This window comes from Mycobacterium sp. NGS54, assembly GCF_059812465.1.
Genome location: NZ_JCALCS010000004.1, coordinates 138,773 through 153,643, shown reverse-complemented (window position 1 = coordinate 153,643; position 14,871 = coordinate 138,773). Strand labels below are relative to the sequence as shown.

Here is a 14,871-nt window from a genome sequence, read left to right as displayed (position 1 = left end):
GGGCTCACATCCGGAAGACGCCGAAGTTCGACGTCCCCTTGATCGGGCCATTGGCGATGGCGGACAAACACATTCCCAGCACGGTGCGGGTGTCGCGCGGGTCGATCACACCGTCGTCGTACAGCATGCCGGACAGCACCAGCGGGAGCGACTCCGCCTCGATCTGGCCCTCGACGGCGGCCCGCATGGCGGCGTCGGCCTCCTCGTCGACCTGCTGCCCGCGGGCTTGCGCGGCCGCCCGGGCCACGATCGACAGGACGCCGGCGAGCTGCGCGCCGCCCATCACGGCGGATTTGGCGCTGGGCCAGGCGAACAGGAATCGAGGGTCATAGGCGCGCCCGCACATGCCGTAGTGGCCCGCGCCGTACGACGCCCCGATCAGCAGCGAGATGTGCGGCACGGTCGAGTTGGACACGGCGTTGATCATCATCGAGCCGTGCTTGATCATCCCGCCCTCTTCGTAGTCCTTGCCGACCATGTAGCCGGTGGTGTTGTGCAGGAACAACAATGGCGTATCCGAGCGGTTCGCCAGCTGAATGAACTGGGTGGCCTTCTGGGACTCCTCGCTGAACAGCACCCCCCGCGCGTTGGCCAAAATTCCGAGCGGGTAGCCGTGCAGCCGGGCCCAGCCGGTCACCAGCGACGACCCGTACATGGGCTTGAACTCGTCGAAGTCCGAACCGTCCACGATGCGGGCGATCACCTCGCGGGGGTCGAAGGGGATGCGCAGGTCGGCGGGCACGATGCCGATCAGCTCCTCGGTGTCGAACAGCGGCTCGGTGATCGGCCCGGGCGCGGGCCCCTGTTTGACCCAGTTCAGGCGCGACACGATGCGACGCCCGACGCGGATCGCGTCCAGCTCGTCGACGGCGAAGTAGTCCGCCAACCCCGAAGTGCGGGCGTGCATCTCGGCGCCGCCGAGCGACTCGTCGTCGGACTCCTCGCCGGTGGCCATCTTGACCAGCGGGGGACCGGCGAGGAACACCTTCGAGCGTTCCTTGATCATCACGACGTGGTCGGACATGCCGGGGATGTAAGCGCCGCCCGCGGTCGAGTTGCCGAACACCAGGGCGATGGTCGGGATGCCGGCCGCCGAAAGCCGGGTCAGGTCCCGGAACATCTGCCCGCCGGGGATGAAGATCTCCTTCTGGGTGGGCAGGTCCGCCCCGCCGGACTCCACCAGCGATATCACCGGCAGCCGGTTCTGGAACGCGATCTGGTTGGCGCGCAGGATCTTTCGCAACGTCCACGGGTTGCTGGTGCCGCCCTTGACCGTCGGGTCGTTGGCCACGATCAAGCATTCCACGCCCGACACCACCCCGATGCCGGTGACCGTGCTGGCACCGATCTGGAAGGAACTGCCGTACGCGGCCAGCGGGCTGAGCTCCAGGAACGGCGAGTCGGGGTCGACGAGCAGCTCGATGCGCTCCCTAGCGGTCAGCTTGCCGCGGGCGTGGTGACGCTCGACGTACTTTTCACCGCCGCCGGCCAACGCCTTGGCGAGCTCGGCGCCGATCTCGTCGAGCCGCTCGGCCGCGGTCGACGCCGCCTCGGCGAAGGCGGCGGAGCTCGGGTCGAGCGTGGACTTCAGCGCGGTCATCTGGCGCCGCTCCTCCTCATCACTGCGTTCTGCATCGTCGCCGGCGCGGTCACGATTGATATCCCAGCGTCTTCGCGGCCAGTGCGGTCAGGATCTCGGTGGTTCCGCCGCCGATGCCCAGGATCCGCATGTCCCGGTATTGGCGTTCGACTTCGGATTCGGCCATGTAGCCCATGCCGCCGAACAGCTGCACGGCCTGGTTGGCCACCCATTCGCCGGCCTCGACGGCGGTGTTCTTGGCGAAACACACCGGCGCGATCAGGTTCGTCTCGCCGGCGAGCTCGCGCTCGACCACGTTGCGCGCATACACGCGCGCCACGTCGATGCGGCGGGCCATCTCGGCCAGCGTGTTCTGCACCGACTGCCGCGAGATCAGCGGCCGGCCGAACGTCTCCCGGTCCCGGCACCACGCCACGGTGATGTCCAGGCACCGCTGCGCGCTCGAATACGCCTGCGCGGCAAGGCCGATTCGCTCGGACACGAAGGCCTGGGCGATCTGGGCGAACCCGCTGTTCGGGGCGCCGACCAGGTTGGCCGCCGGCACGCGCACGTCGGTGTAGGACAGCTCGGCGGTGTCGGACGACCGCCAGCCCATCTTGTCCAGCTTGCGGGTCACCTCGAAGCCGGGCGTGCCCTTCTCGACCACCAGCAGCGAAACCCCGGCCGCGCCAGGGCCTCCCGTGCGCACCGCGGTGACGACGTAGTCGGCACGAACCCCGGAGGTGATGTAGGTTTTCGCGCCGTTGACCACATAGTGGTCGCCGTCGCGCACCGCGCTGGTCCGCAGGTGCCCGACGTCCGAACCGCCGCCGGGCTCGGTGATGGCCAGCGAACCGATCTTCTCGCCGGCCAGCGTCGGCCGGACAAAGGTGTCGATCAGCCGCGCGTCGCCGGAGGCGATCATGTGGGGCACCGCGATGCCGGAGGTGAACAGCGACGCGAACACGCCTCCCGGGGCGCCGGCCTGGTGCACCTCCTCGCAGATGACCACCGCGTCGGCGCCGTCGCCGCCACCGCCGCCGACCGATTCGGGAAAGCTCGCGCCCAGCAGCCCGGCCGCCCCGGCTCGGCGGTGCAGGTCGCGCGGCAGGTCGCCGGTGCGTTCCCACTCGTCGGCGTGGGGCAGGATCTCGCGTTCGGTGAAGGAGCGCACCGTCTTTCGCAGCTGTTCGCGCTCGGGGGTGGTCCAGATGCTCATAGCAGGGTCTCCGGGATGTCGAGGTAGCGGCCGCGCAGCCATTCGCCGAGCCCCTTGGCCTGCGGATCAAACCGCGCGTTATAGGCGACGCCCTGGCCCAGGATGCCGTCGATGACGAAGTTCACCGCGCGCAGGTTGGGCAGCACGTGGCGGGTGACCTCGAAGCCGGCCGCCTCGGGCAGCAGCTCCTTGAGCCGCTCGACGGTCAGGGTGTTGGCCAGCCAACGCCATTGGTCGTCGGTGCGCACCCAGACGCCCACGTTGGCCGAGCCGCCCTTGTCGCCGCTGCGGGCCCCGGCGATGCGGCCCAGCGGCACCCTGCGCACCGGGCCGCCCGGCAACGGCTCGGGCAACGGTGGCGGATCGGCGGGCGCCAGCTCCAAAGTGTCGGTGGCGCAAGGAATGTCGACGCGGGCGCCGTCGGCGTGCACGGCGGTGTGCGGGACCTCCTTGGCGTCGACGTAGCCCGCGGTGAACACGCCGTAGACCTGACCGTCGCCCGGCGGCGCCGTCACATGGAAGCCGGGGTAGCTGGCGAGCGCCAATTCCACTGCGGCGGAAGAGAACTGGCGTCCCACGTTGGCCGGATCGGGGTCGCGGACGACGCAGTGCAACAGGGCGCTGGCCGCCTCCTCGGTATCGGCGTCGGGCTGGTCGGTGCGGGCCAGCGACCACTGGAGTTCGGCGGGCTTCACCGTCAAGGCGGACTCGAGCTGCCGGCGCATCAGGTCGGCCTTGGCCTCGACGTCCAGGCCGGTCAGCACGAACGTCATCGCGTTGCGGAACCCGCCGATGCTGTTCAGCGACACCTTGTACGTCGGTGGCGGCGGTTCGCCGCGTACCCCGCCGATGCGCACCCGGTCCGGGCCGTCCGCGGTCAGCTCGACGGTGTCCATGCGGGCGGTGACGTCGGGGTTGGCGTAGCGGGCGCCGGTGATCTCGTAGAGCAACTGCGCGGTGACGGTGTCGACGCTGACCAGGCCGCCGGTGCCCGGGTGCTTGGTGATGATCGAGGAGCCGTTGGCGTGGACCTCGGCCAGCGGAAAGCCGGCGTGGGTCAGGTCCGGAATCTCGGTGAAGAAGGAGTAATTGCCGCCGGTGGCCTGCACGCCGCATTCGATGACGTGGCCGGCGACGACGGCGCCGGCCAGCCGGTCGTAGTCGGTGGGGCCCCAGCCGAAGTGGGCCGCCGCCGCCCCGACGATCACCGAGGCGTCGGTGACCCGGCCGGTCACGACGACGTCGGCGCCGTCGTTCAGGCAGTCGACGATTCCCCACGCGCCCAGGTAGGCGTTCGCGGTCAGCGGCGTGCCCAGCCCCAGCTCCACCGCGCGGGGCAAGAGGTCGTCGCCCTCGACGTGGGCGACGCGCACCGGGATCCTCAGATGTTCCGCGAGCTCGCGTATCGCGTCGGCCAGCCCGGCGGGGTTGAGGCCGCCGGCGTTGGCGACGATGCGCACCCCGCGGTCGCGGGCCTCGCCCAGGCAGCCCTCCAGCTGCGTCAGGAAGGTCTTGGCGTAGCCGCGCTCGGGATGCTTCATCCGGTCGCGGCCCAGGATCAGCATGGTCAGTTCGGCCAGGTAGTCGCCGGTGAGGTAGTCGACTGCTCCGCCGGTAAGCATCTCGCGCATCGCCGAAAGCCGGTCGCCGTAGAAGCCCGAACAGTTCGCGATCCGCACGGCGTCAGCGGCGCCAGGAGCCCCGGAAACAGAGGCCATGCAGTCCTCCAATCTGCGATTCACCGGCGAGCGCAAACCAACCAACCACTCGGTAGGTTAGCGGGTACCCGCGGTGCCGCGTCAAGGACGCCCGCCCGGCCAGCGCGCCGAGATTGCCGCCATGGTCGCGATGAGTGCCCGATCGCAGCCACCACGGCAATCTCGGCGCCGCCCGGGCGCCGTTTTGGCGCCCGGCAGGCCACCCACTATCCTGATAGGCAATCGTCGCACGTTCGGCCCTACCGGCCACGCCCCGCGACATGCCCGATCAAGCCCCAACGAGGAGTTAGGCCCGACCATGGCCACACCCAAGCGCAGGATGTCGCGCGCCAATACCCGAAGCCGGCGCTCGCAGTGGAAGGCCACGAAGACCGAACTCGTCGGCGTGAATGTCGCAGGCCAGAAGCACAAGGTGCCCCGCCGGCTGCTCAAGGCGGCCCGGCTCGGTCTCATCGATCTCGACAAGCGCTAATCTCGGCAAATACCCGGCGCGCCTCTCAGCCCGCTCTCAGGCGCTAGGACGAAACTAGTGGCCGTGCGCATACTTGTCGTCGACGACGATCGCGCGGTGCGCGAGTCGCTGCGCAGGTCGCTGTCGTTCAATGGCTATTCGGTCGAGCTCGCCCACGACGGGGTCGAGGCCCTCGACATGATCGCCAGCGACCGGCCCGACGCGCTCGTCCTGGATGTCATGATGCCGCGGCTGGACGGCCTCGAGGTATGCCGTCAGCTCCGCAGCACCGGCGACGACCTGCCGATCCTGGTGCTCACCGCCCGCGATTCGGTTTCCGAGCGGGTCGCGGGCCTGGACGCCGGCGCCGACGACTACCTGCCGAAGCCGTTCGCGCTCGAGGAGCTGCTGGCCCGCATGCGGGCGCTGCTGCGACGCACCAAGCCGGACGATGACGCCGAGTCGGTGGCCATGACGTTCTCCGACCTCAGCCTGGACCCGGTGACGCGCGAGGTCACCCGCGGACAGCGCTGCATCAGCTTGACCCGCACCGAGTTCGCGTTGCTGGAAATGTTGATCGCCAATCCGCGCCGGGTGCTCACCCGCAGCCGCATCCTCGAGGAGGTCTGGGGATTCGACTTCCCCACCTCGGGCAATGCGCTTGAGGTCTACGTCGGCTACCTGCGCCGCAAGACCGAGGCCGACGGTGAGCCGCGACTGATCCACACGGTCCGAGGGGTGGGTTACGTCCTGCGGGAGACGCCGCCGTGATGCGCCCGCGCCAACGATGATCCGGCTCCGTCGGCGCCGGCGCGCACCGCTGCAGCCCACCAGCTCGTTGTCGCTGCGGTGGCGGGTGATGCTGCTGGCGATGTCGATGGTGGCGATGGTCGTGGTACTGATGTCGTTCGCCGTGTACGCGGTGGTTTCGGCCGCGCTCTACAACGACATCGACAACCAACTGCAGAGCCGCGCTCAGCTGTTGATCGCCAGCGGTTCGCTGGCCGCCGACCCGGGCAAGGCCATCGAGGGCACCGCGTATTCGGACGTCAACGCCATGCTGGTGAACCCGGGCCGGTCCATCTACACCGCCAATCAGCCGGGCCAGATCCTGCCCGTCGGAACCGCCGAAAAGGCCGTGATCAACGGCGAGCTGTTCATGTCCCGCCGCACCGCGTCCGAGCAGCGAATCCTGGCCATCCACCTGCCCAACGGCAGTTCGCTGCTGATCTCCAAGAGCCTCAAGCCCACCGAGGCGGTCATGACCAAGCTGCGCTGGGTGCTGCTGATGGTCGGGGGCCTCGGCGTCGCGGTCGCGGCGGTCGCCGGCGGCATGGTCACCCGGGCGGGGCTGCGCCCGGTGGGCCGGCTGACCGAAGCCGCCGAGCGGGTGGCCCGCACCGACGACCTGCGGCCCATCCCGGTGTTCGGTAGCGACGAATTGGCAAGGCTTACCGAGGCTTTCAACTTGATGCTGCGGGCGCTGGCCGAATCGCGGGAGCGGCAGGCGCGGTTGGTGACCGACGCCGGACACGAACTGCGCACCCCGCTGACCTCGCTGCGCACCAACGTCGAACTGCTGATGGCCTCGATGGAACCGGGGGCCCCGCGGCTGCCCGATCAGGAGATGGTCGGCCTGCGCGCGGACGTGCTCGCGCAGATCGAGGAATTGTCCACTCTGGTGGGCGATTTGGTCGACCTCACCCGTGACGACGCCAGTCAGGTCGTGCACGAGGCCGTCGACATGTCCGAGGTGATCGATCGCAGCCTCGAGCGAGTCAGGCGGCGGCGCAACGACATTAACTTCGATGTCGAGGCGATCGGCTGGCAGGTCTACGGCGACGCCGCCGGGCTCTCGCGCGCGGTGCTGAACCTGATGGACAACGCGGCCAAGTGGAGCCCGTCCGGTGGGCGGGTCGGTATCAGGCTGCGCCAACTCGACCCGACGCACGCCGAGCTGGTGGTGTCCGACGAGGGCCCGGGCATCCCGGTGCACGAGCGCCGCCTGGTGTTCGAGCGTTTCTACCGGTCGACGACGGCGCGAGCGATGCCGGGCTCGGGGCTCGGGTTGGCGATCGTCAAAAAGGTGGTGCAGGGCCATGGGGGTTTGCTCCGCGTCGAGGACACCGTGCCGGGCGGCCAGCCTCCGGGCACGTCCATCTATGTCCTGCTTCCGGGCCGCCCGGTGCCCGCCTCGGGATACCCGGCGACCGATGACGACACTAAGATTTTTACGGCAGAAGCCGAGACGGAGCCCGTCGTGCCCCTCGCGGAGAACTCTCGGGGTTCGGCGAGCGTTATCTCAGTGGACTCTCAGTCCGCGCGGGCAAGGTAGTTCTGCAGTTAGGGTTGAAATCGAGCCGCGTCGAGCCGACGAGACCGATAGCCCGAAGTAGCCGATATAGAGGAAGAGCGACGTAGCGACATGACGAATGACCCGAGGTATTCGCCACCGCCGCAGCAGCCGGGATACCGTACGGGGCCTAATCAGCCTGTGCCCCCCGCCTATGCGCAGGGGCAGCAGCCGTACAACCAGCCGTTCGACTGGCGCTATCAGCCGTCCCAGCCTGCCCAGCCGTCGCAGCCGACCGCGCAGTACCGCCGGCCCTACGAGCCGTTCAGCGGCACCGGGCCGGGCCGGATCCCCGGTGGCACCGGACCGGGCCCACTGCCCGGGGGCACCGGACCGGGCCCGATCCCCGGTGGCACGGGGGCGGGTCCCATTGCGGCGGGCACAGGTACGGGACCGATCCACATGCTGCCGCCGATGCCTCCCGGGCCGGCGCCCGTTCCCCAGAAGCGTTCTCGCGCAGGCTTATTGACCGCCGGCGCGCTGGCGATCGCGGTGGTGTCGGCCGGCATCGGTGGCGCCGCGGCCACGGCCGTCGAGCTGGGCACGCACTCCGCCGGCGGCAACGGCCGCGGGATCATTCCGGGGGCGGCACCCAGCGTCCCGGCCGCGAACATGCCGCCGGGCACCGTCGAACAGGTCGCGGCCAAGGTGGTGCCCAGCGTCGTCATGTTGGAGACCGACATGGGTCGCCAGTCCGAGGAGGGCTCCGGCGTCGTGCTGTCGGCCGACGGGCTGATCCTGACCAACAACCACGTGGTCGCGGCCGCGGCGAAGCCAGGCGGCGGTCCGGCCGCCCCGGGTGGCCCGCCGGGCGCTCCGCCGGGTGGCCCGCCGCCCAAAACGACCGTGACGTTCTCCGACGGCCGCACCGCCGCGTTCTCGGTTGTCGGTGCCGACCCCACCAGCGACATCGCCGTGATCCGGGTCCAGGGCGTCTCGAACCTGACGCCGATCACGATGGGCTCCTCGTCGGACCTGCGGGTGGGTCAGCCGGTGGTGGCGATCGGGTCACCGCTGGGGCTGTCGGGCACCGTGACCACGGGCATCATCAGCGCGATGAACCGGCCGGTGTCCACGACCGGCGAGTCGGGCAACCAGAACACCGTGCTGGACGCGATCCAGACCGACGCCGCGATCAACCCGGGTAACTCCGGGGGCGCGCTGGTCAACATGCAGGGTCAGCTGGTCGGCGTCAACTCGGCGATCGCCACCCTGGGCGCCGACTCGCCCGATTCCCAGAGCGGCTCGATCGGCCTCGGCTTCGCGATTCCGGTCGATCAGGCCAAGCGCATCGCCGACGAGTTGATCTCGTCCGGCAAGGCGACGCACGCGTCGCTGGGCGTGCAGGTGACCAGCGACAAGGGCACACCGGGCGCCAAGGTCGTCGACGTCATCGCGAACGGCGCGGCCGCGACGGCCGGAGTGCCCAAGGGCGTGGTGGTCACGAAGGTCGATGACCGCCCGATCAACAGCGCCGACGCGTTGGTCGCCGCCGTGCGCTCAAAAGCGCCGGGCGACAAGGTATCGCTGACGTTCCAGGATCCCGGCGGCGGGAGCCGCACCGTGCAGGTCACCCTCGGCAAGGCGGATCAGTGATGAGAGTCGATGAGCCCTCGGCGGCCGGGTTGTCGGACATCGGATATACGGTTGCACCCATGGAAACGGGCGCGGAGTTGGTAGTCGGCCGGGCGCTGGTCGTGGTCGTCGACGACCGCACCGCGCACGGCGACGAGGACCACAGCGGGCCGCTGGTCACCGAGCTGCTGACCGAGGCGGGGTTCGTCGTCGACGGTGTGGTGGCGGTCGCGGCCGACGAGGTCGAGATCCGCAACGCGCTGAACACCGCGGTGATCGGCGGGGTGGACCTGGTGGTTTCGGTCGGCGGGACCGGCGTCACCCCGCGCGACGTCACGCCCGAGGCCACTCGCGAGATCCTGGACCGCGAAATCTTGGGCATCGCCGAGGCGATCCGCGCCTCGGGCCTGTCCGCGGGGATCATCGACGCCGGGTTGTCCCGGGGCCTGGCCGGGGTGTCGGGCAGCACGCTGGTGGTCAACCTCGCCGGTTCGCGCTACGCGGTGCGTGACGGAATGGCGACGCTGAACCCGCTGGCCGCCCAGATCATCGGGCAGCTGTCGAGCCTCGAGATCTAACCGCGGGTCACCGCGATTCGGCCTCCGCGCGCGGCCCGTATTCCGGCGGCGGTGTCGTGGCCGCCGAACCTCCGTGCCTACCGGACGACGAGTCCCCGTTGGTTTGCGCCAGCAGGTCGCGGATCTCGGTGAGCAGGAGGACCTGCGCGTCATCCGCCTGCTCGACCTCGCCGCGCTTGAGCAGCGTGTTGTAGGGCAGCACGACGAAGAAGTACACGACGGCTGCGATCAGGACGAAGTTGATCGCGGCGGACAGCAGGATGTTCAGGTCGATGGTCTGGCCGCCGCCGATGCCGATCTTCAGGGCGCCGACGTCGGACTGCTGATTGACCCCGACCCGATTGATCAGCGGCGTGATGATGCTGTCGGTGAACTTGGTGACCAATCCGGTGAACGCAGTACCGATGACGACCGCGACGGCCAGGTCGACGATGTTGCCGCGCGAGAGAAACTCCTTGAACCCCTTGAGCATTGGCAGGCCCTTTCTGGTCTGGACAGAGTTTGCTATCGATCGCGTGCCCAACAGCGGCCAGATACTCAATGCAGGGTGAGGGTTACCGTCTGACCCAGCGCCGAGCCTGCCACCGTGTTCGCCACGCGAGCCGGCAGCGCAACCAACACTACGCGGTCGGCGTCGGCGGCCTGGGTCTTCTGCTTGGCCGACACGAGGACGACGACGGCGTCGGTGGCCACCACCCGGCTGGCCGGCGGACCCGCCGTCGGCGAGTCGGTGGCCGGGGCGGCCAGCACGTCCACGACGTCGCCGGCCCGAACCAGGTCGAGCAGCGCGCCGTCCGCCAGGTGCAGCGGCACGATGCGGGCGCCGGGCCCGGCCGTCAGCTCGGCGAGCCGGCTGCCGAGCAGCCGGACGTCGGTGAGCACCTCGCCGCGCCGGGCGGGGCCGGCCAGCGTCGAACCGACGACCTCGGCGAGGTCCACCTTCGAGCCGTCGGGAATCGTTGTGGCCGAACGCTTTTCGATCCGGACGTCATCGGTGCTCAACGCGGCGCCCGGGCGCAGGTCGCGCGACGCGACCACCACCTCGGCGTAGTCGCCCTCGGGATTGGAGCGCAGCGTGGCGATGCCGGCCAGCACGACGAGCCCGCCCGCCGCCACCCGCCGGGCCAGGACGGTGCGCGTCCAGTCGGGGCGCAACGACGCCGACAGGCGACTGAACACGCTTGGGTTCAGCGATGATTCGCCCACGCCGCAACCGTAGGCGCGGCCAAGCGCCGGCGGTGCCGGTCGGCGAGGTCGCTGTGGATAACCCGGTTAGCTCGAGGCGGCCGCGGCGGCCGGGGCGGCGCTGGTCGACTTCTCGCTCGAAGCGCCCTTGTCCCCGGACCCGCTCTTCTCGCTCGATCCGCCCTTGTCGCCGGACCCCGAATTCGAGGCCGCCTCGCTGGAGCCGTTGGACGAGCTCTTCGACTTCTTGCGATCCTCGCGGCTGTCGGTGCGGTAAAAGCCGCTGCCCTTGAACACGACGCCGACCGAGTTGAACAACTTGCGCAGCCGGCCGTCGCACTTCTCGCACGTGGTCAGCGCGTCGTCGGTGAAGGCCTGCACGACGTCGAAGCGGTCGTCGCACTCGGTGCACGCGTAGCTGTAAGTCGGCACGAAAACCTCCGAATGATTACGGGCTTGGATTAGCACTCTACCGTGTCAAGTGCTAGAACCGCCACGTGATCGCGATCATTCCCGGTCGGGAAGCGCGATCAGGCCCTGCCCGGGCGTCAGCGCGTGGGTCATCGGCACGTCGTGCGGCTCGGCGGGCAGTTCGTCGACGAATTCGGCGTCGCGCACCACCGCGATCAGCCGCGCTTGCGGGTTTCGGCGGCCCAGCGAGCGGTCGTAAAAGCCGAGGCCCCGGCCCAGGCGCACGCCCCGACGGTCGACCGCCAGCGCCGGCAGGATCACCAGGGCGGCCTCGCCCAGGGCCGACTCCGGCAGCGACGGCGCGGCCGGCTCCAGCAGCCCCCACGGCCCGCGGACGAGTGCGCCCGGCCGGTATTCACCCCACCGCAGTGGCAACGGCGCGTTGTCGGCTCCCGTGCGCGCGACCGGCAACAACACCCGTCCGGACCGGCGCAGCAACACCTCGAGCAGCTCGACCGACCCCGGCTCGGCACCCACCGGCACGTACGCGCAGACCGTGGTCCCGGCATCGACCACCGGCTCCACGTGCTCGCGCAGCGCGCGCGCCTCGGCGGCGCGAACGTCGTCGGCAACGCGACGCCGGGCCGCCAGCAGGCGGTCGCGCAACGCGGCCTTGCTTGCGGTTGGCATGCCCTCAACCATGACAGGCCGGGGTTTCGCGCCGCCACAGCGCGGTGACGTGCCGCATGGGGGTTATGGTTTGAACAATGTCACGCCCGGATGTTCCGATCCCTTTCACGGCGATCGTCCCTGCGGCCGGCCTGGGTACGCGATTTTTGCCTGCGACAAAGACGGTGCCCAAGGAGCTGCTGCCCGTCGTCGACACGCCCGGCATCGAGCTGGTCGCCGCGGAGGCGGCCGCGGCCGGGGCGGAACGCCTGGTGATCATCACCTCCGAGGGCAAGGACGGCGTCGTCGCGCACTTCGTCGAGGACCTGGTGCTGGAGGGCACCCTCGCGGCGCGCGGCAAGCAAGCCATGCTCGACAAGGTGCGCCGGGCGCCGCAGCTCATCAAGGTGGAGTCCGTGGTGCAGGCCGAGCCGCTCGGACTGGGGCACGCCATCAGCTGCGTGGAGCCGAGGCTGGCGGCGGACGAGGACGCCGTCATGGTGCTGCTGCCCGACGACCTGGTGCTGCCGACGGGCGTCTTGGAGGTGATGGCCAAGGTGCGGGCCGACCACGGCGGCACGGTGCTGTGTGCCATCGAGGTGCCCCCCGAGGAGATCAGCGCCTACGGCGTGTTCGACGTCGAACCCGTTGTGGGCGGCGACAATCCGGACGTCCTGCGGGTCAAGAGCATGGTCGAAAAGCCCAAGGCCGAGGACGCGCCGTCGATGTATGCGGCGGCCGGCCGGTACGTGCTCGACCGGGCCGTCTTCGACGCGCTGCACCGCATCGACCGCGGCGCCGGGAACGAGGTACAGCTCACCGACGCGATCGCGCTGCTGATCAAGGAGGGCCACCCGGTGCATGTCGTGGTGCATCGCGGATCCCGACACGACTTGGGAAATCCCGGCGGCTACCTGAAGGCTGCGGTTGACTTTGCATTGGATCGTGACGACTATGGCCCGGATTTGCGGCGATGGTTGGTGGCGCGGTTGGGCCTGACCGAGCAGTAGCCGGGCGCCCCGCCAGGTCAGAGAGGCGCGCTTGTGCGTTCGGTTGAGGAGCAGCAGGCTCGGATAACGGCGGCCGCGGTGGCCCCGCGGCCGATAAGGGTCGCCATTGCCGAGGCGCAGGGATTGATGTGCGCCGAGGAAGTGGTGACCGAGCGGCCCATGCCCGGTTTCGACCAGGCCGCCATCGACGGCTACGCGGTGCGCAGCGTCGACGTGCTGGGCGTCGGCGAGGTGGGCGCCGAAGGCCTCGACGGGCCGCCCGACGAAGACCTGCGCGACGGGCTGGTGCTGCCGGTGATGGGAACCATCGAGGCCGGCTCGCGCACGCCCAGCCGGCTGCAGCCCCGGCAGGCGGTCCGGGTGCAGACCGGGGCCCCGCTGCCGACGCTGGCCGACGCCGTCTTGCCGGTGCGGTGGACCGACGGCGGCACGTCGCGCGTGCGGATCCTGCGGGGGGCCCCGTCGGGCGCCTACGTGCGCCGAGCCGGCGACGACGTCCAGCCCGGCGACGTCGCGGTGCGCGCCGGCACCATCGTCGGGGCCGCGCAGGTCGGCCTGCTCGCGGCGGTGGGCCGGGAACGGGTGCTGGTACATCCGCGCCCGCGCCTGTCGGTCATCGCCGTGGGCGGCGAGCTGGTCGACATCTCACGCACCCCGGGGAACGGGCAGGTCTACGACGTCAACTCCTACGCGTTGGCGGCGGCGGGCCGCGACGCCGGGGCCGAGGTCAACCGCGTCGGGATCGTCAGCAGCGACCCCAAGGAGCTGCGCGAGGTCATCGAAGGCCAGCTCAATCGCGCCGAGGTCGTGGTGATCGCCGGCGCGGTCGGCGGCGCGGCCAACGAGCCGGTGCGGTCGGTGCTGTCCGAGCTCGGCGAGATGGAGGTGGTCCGGGTCGCCATGCATCCGGGGTCCGTCCAGGGCTTCGGGCAGCTGGGCCGCGAGGGCGTTCCGACGTTCCTGCTGCCCGCCAACCCCGTCAGCGCGCTGGTGGTCTTCGAGGTGATGGTCCGGCCGCTGATCCGGCTGTCGCTGGGCAAGCGCCAGCCGATGCGCCGCATCGTGCAGGCCCGCGCTCTGTCGCCGATCACGTCGGTCGCCGGGCGCAAGGGCTACCTGCGCGGGCAGTTGATGCGTGACCAGGACAGCGGTGAGTATCTGGTGCAGGCGCTGGGCGGGGCGCCGGGGTCGTCGTCGCACCTGTTGGCCACCCTCGCCGAGGCGAACTGTCTGGTCGTGGTTCCCAGCGGCGCCGAGCAGATCCGCACCGGCGAGATCGTCGACGTTGCGTTCCTGGCCCAGCGCGGCTAGGCGAAGCTACTGCACATGCTCGTGAACTTGTTGCGCTCAAATGCCCGTCACCCGGGTTGGCCGTCGGAGGTGGGGCCGCTGCGGGTGCCGGGCGGCGTCGTCCGGTTGCGCGCGGTGCGGATGCGGGACGGCGCGCAGTGGAGCCGCATCCGGTTGGCCGATCGCGCGCATCTGGAGCCGTGGGAGCCCAGCACGGACGGCGATTGGACGATCCGGCACACGGTGGCGGCGTGGCCGGCGTTGTGTTCCGGGCTGCGTTCGGAGGCCCGCAAGGGCCGCATGCTGCCCTTCGTGATCGAGCTCGACGGGCGCTTCTGCGGCCAGCTGACCATCGGCAATGTGACCCATGGGGCGTTGCGGTCGGCGTGGATCGGCTATTGGGTGCCCCGGTCGGCCACCGGCGGCGGGGTGGCGACGGCCGCGCTGGCGCTCGGACTGGATCACTGCTTCGGCCCGGTCATGCTGCATCGCGTGGAGGCGACCGTGCGTCCGGAGAACGCCGCCAGCCGGGCCGTGCTGGCAAAGGTGGGGTTCCGGGAGGAGGGGCTGTTGCGCCGCTACCTCGAGGTGGACCGGGCCTGGCGCGACCATCTGCTGATGGCGATCACCGTCGAAGAGGTGCAGGGGTCGGTGGCGGCGACCCTGGTCCGCTCCGGCCACGCGAGTTGGACGTGAACTGTGGCTATCGCGACACGAGTGACATTTGGTGCTTGTGAGAGGCAAATTACAGGTGTGTAATTGTGCTGGTCACCTCGGCCCAGCCGCATCGGCCACAGACGAGCCTCGCGGGGGTCGGGTCCAGTAAGGAGCAA

15 protein-coding genes are annotated in these 14,871 nt (G+C 70.1%); 8 read left to right on the top strand and 7 right to left on the bottom strand.

All coding sequences use genetic code 11. The features are described from left to right. Positions 1-4: 4 nt before the first annotated feature. The 3 genes from AC5Y5E_RS13120 to AC5Y5E_RS13110 are packed head-to-tail and all read right to left on the bottom strand — an operon-like array spanning position 5 to position 4,477. Positions 5-1,660 (bottom strand): acyl-CoA carboxylase subunit beta, encoded by a 1,656-nt coding sequence (locus AC5Y5E_RS13120; protein WP_499903912.1) that lies wholly within the window; start codon positions 1,658-1,660, stop codon positions 5-7. Continuing rightward, positions 1,650-2,798, bottom strand: coding sequence for an acyl-CoA dehydrogenase family protein (locus AC5Y5E_RS13115; RefSeq protein ID WP_499903433.1), 1,149 nt, complete (start codon positions 2,796-2,798; stop codon positions 1,650-1,652). The genes AC5Y5E_RS13120 and AC5Y5E_RS13115 overlap by 11 nt, the downstream gene beginning before the upstream one ends. Next, positions 2,795-4,477, bottom strand: a complete 1,683-nt coding sequence (locus tag AC5Y5E_RS13110; RefSeq protein WP_499903911.1) for an acyclic terpene utilization AtuA family protein — start codon at positions 4,475-4,477, stop codon at positions 2,795-2,797. Before AC5Y5E_RS13110 ends, AC5Y5E_RS13115 begins: the two co-directional genes overlap by 4 nt. A 337-nt stretch (positions 4,478-4,814) precedes the next feature. On the opposite strand from AC5Y5E_RS13110, the gene rpmF reads away from it, so the two are divergent. The 5 genes from rpmF to AC5Y5E_RS13085 all read left to right on the top strand — a co-directional run bounded on the left by rpmF (position 4,815) and on the right by AC5Y5E_RS13085 (position 9,473). Further along, a complete protein-coding gene (gene rpmF / locus AC5Y5E_RS13105; protein ID WP_066942127.1) occupies positions 4,815-4,988 on the top strand; it encodes a 50S ribosomal protein L32 in 174 nt (57 codons plus the stop codon). 63 nt (positions 4,989-5,051) lie between these two features. Beyond that, positions 5,052-5,738 carry a two-component system response regulator MprA gene (gene mprA, locus AC5Y5E_RS13100; protein WP_499903432.1) on the top strand — a complete coding sequence of 229 codons (687 nt, stop codon included), beginning with the start codon at positions 5,052-5,054 and terminating at the stop codon, positions 5,736-5,738. Between the two features lie 16 nt (positions 5,739-5,754). Next, entirely contained in the window at positions 5,755-7,302 is a 1,548-nt protein-coding gene (locus AC5Y5E_RS13095) for a HAMP domain-containing sensor histidine kinase (protein WP_499903431.1), read from the top strand. A 90-nt stretch (positions 7,303-7,392) separates the two neighbouring features. Then, the gene (locus tag AC5Y5E_RS13090) at positions 7,393-8,916 is read left to right on the top strand and encodes a S1C family serine protease (protein WP_499903430.1); all 1,524 of its coding nucleotides are present in this window, start codon (positions 7,393-7,395) and stop codon (positions 8,914-8,916) included. Beyond that, positions 8,916-9,473, top strand: coding sequence for a MogA/MoaB family molybdenum cofactor biosynthesis protein (locus AC5Y5E_RS13085; protein ID WP_499903429.1), 558 nt, complete (start codon positions 8,916-8,918; stop codon positions 9,471-9,473). Before AC5Y5E_RS13090 ends, AC5Y5E_RS13085 begins: the two co-directional genes overlap by 1 nt. Before the next feature lie 7 nt (positions 9,474-9,480). On the opposite strand, the gene mscL is transcribed toward AC5Y5E_RS13085, so the two are convergent. From mscL to AC5Y5E_RS13065, 4 genes are all read right to left on the bottom strand, one after another. Next, the gene (gene mscL / locus AC5Y5E_RS13080) at positions 9,481-9,945 is read right to left on the bottom strand and encodes a large-conductance mechanosensitive channel protein MscL (protein WP_499903428.1); all 465 of its coding nucleotides are present in this window, start codon (positions 9,943-9,945) and stop codon (positions 9,481-9,483) included. A gap of 65 nt (positions 9,946-10,010) precedes the next feature. Beyond that, complete coding sequence (locus tag AC5Y5E_RS13075) at positions 10,011-10,679, bottom strand: SAF domain-containing protein (protein ID WP_499903427.1); 669 nt, start codon at positions 10,677-10,679, stop codon at positions 10,011-10,013. Between the two features lie 66 nt (positions 10,680-10,745). Further along, positions 10,746-11,090, bottom strand: a complete 345-nt coding sequence (locus AC5Y5E_RS13070) for an FmdB family zinc ribbon protein (protein ID WP_499903426.1) — start codon at positions 11,088-11,090, stop codon at positions 10,746-10,748. 75 nt (positions 11,091-11,165) lie between these two features. Next, positions 11,166-11,759, bottom strand: coding sequence for a 5-formyltetrahydrofolate cyclo-ligase (locus AC5Y5E_RS13065; RefSeq protein ID WP_499903425.1), 594 nt, complete (start codon positions 11,757-11,759; stop codon positions 11,166-11,168). Positions 11,760-11,836: 77 nt separating this feature from the next. On the opposite strand from AC5Y5E_RS13065, the gene AC5Y5E_RS13060 reads away from it, so the two are divergent. From AC5Y5E_RS13060 to AC5Y5E_RS13050, 3 genes are read left to right on the top strand one after another with little or no spacing between them, the layout of a single operon-like run. Beyond that, on the top strand, positions 11,837-12,748 hold the full coding sequence (locus AC5Y5E_RS13060) for a UTP--glucose-1-phosphate uridylyltransferase (protein WP_499903424.1): 912 nt from the start codon (positions 11,837-11,839) through the stop codon (positions 12,746-12,748). A 33-nt stretch (positions 12,749-12,781) separates the two neighbouring features. Next, the gene (gene glp / locus AC5Y5E_RS13055) at positions 12,782-14,059 is read left to right on the top strand and encodes a molybdotransferase-like divisome protein Glp (protein ID WP_499903423.1); all 1,278 of its coding nucleotides are present in this window, start codon (positions 12,782-12,784) and stop codon (positions 14,057-14,059) included. 21 nt (positions 14,060-14,080) lie between these two features. After that, a complete protein-coding gene (locus tag AC5Y5E_RS13050; RefSeq protein WP_499903910.1) occupies positions 14,081-14,734 on the top strand; it encodes a GNAT family N-acetyltransferase in 654 nt (217 codons plus the stop codon). Positions 14,735-14,871 lie beyond the last annotated feature (137 nt).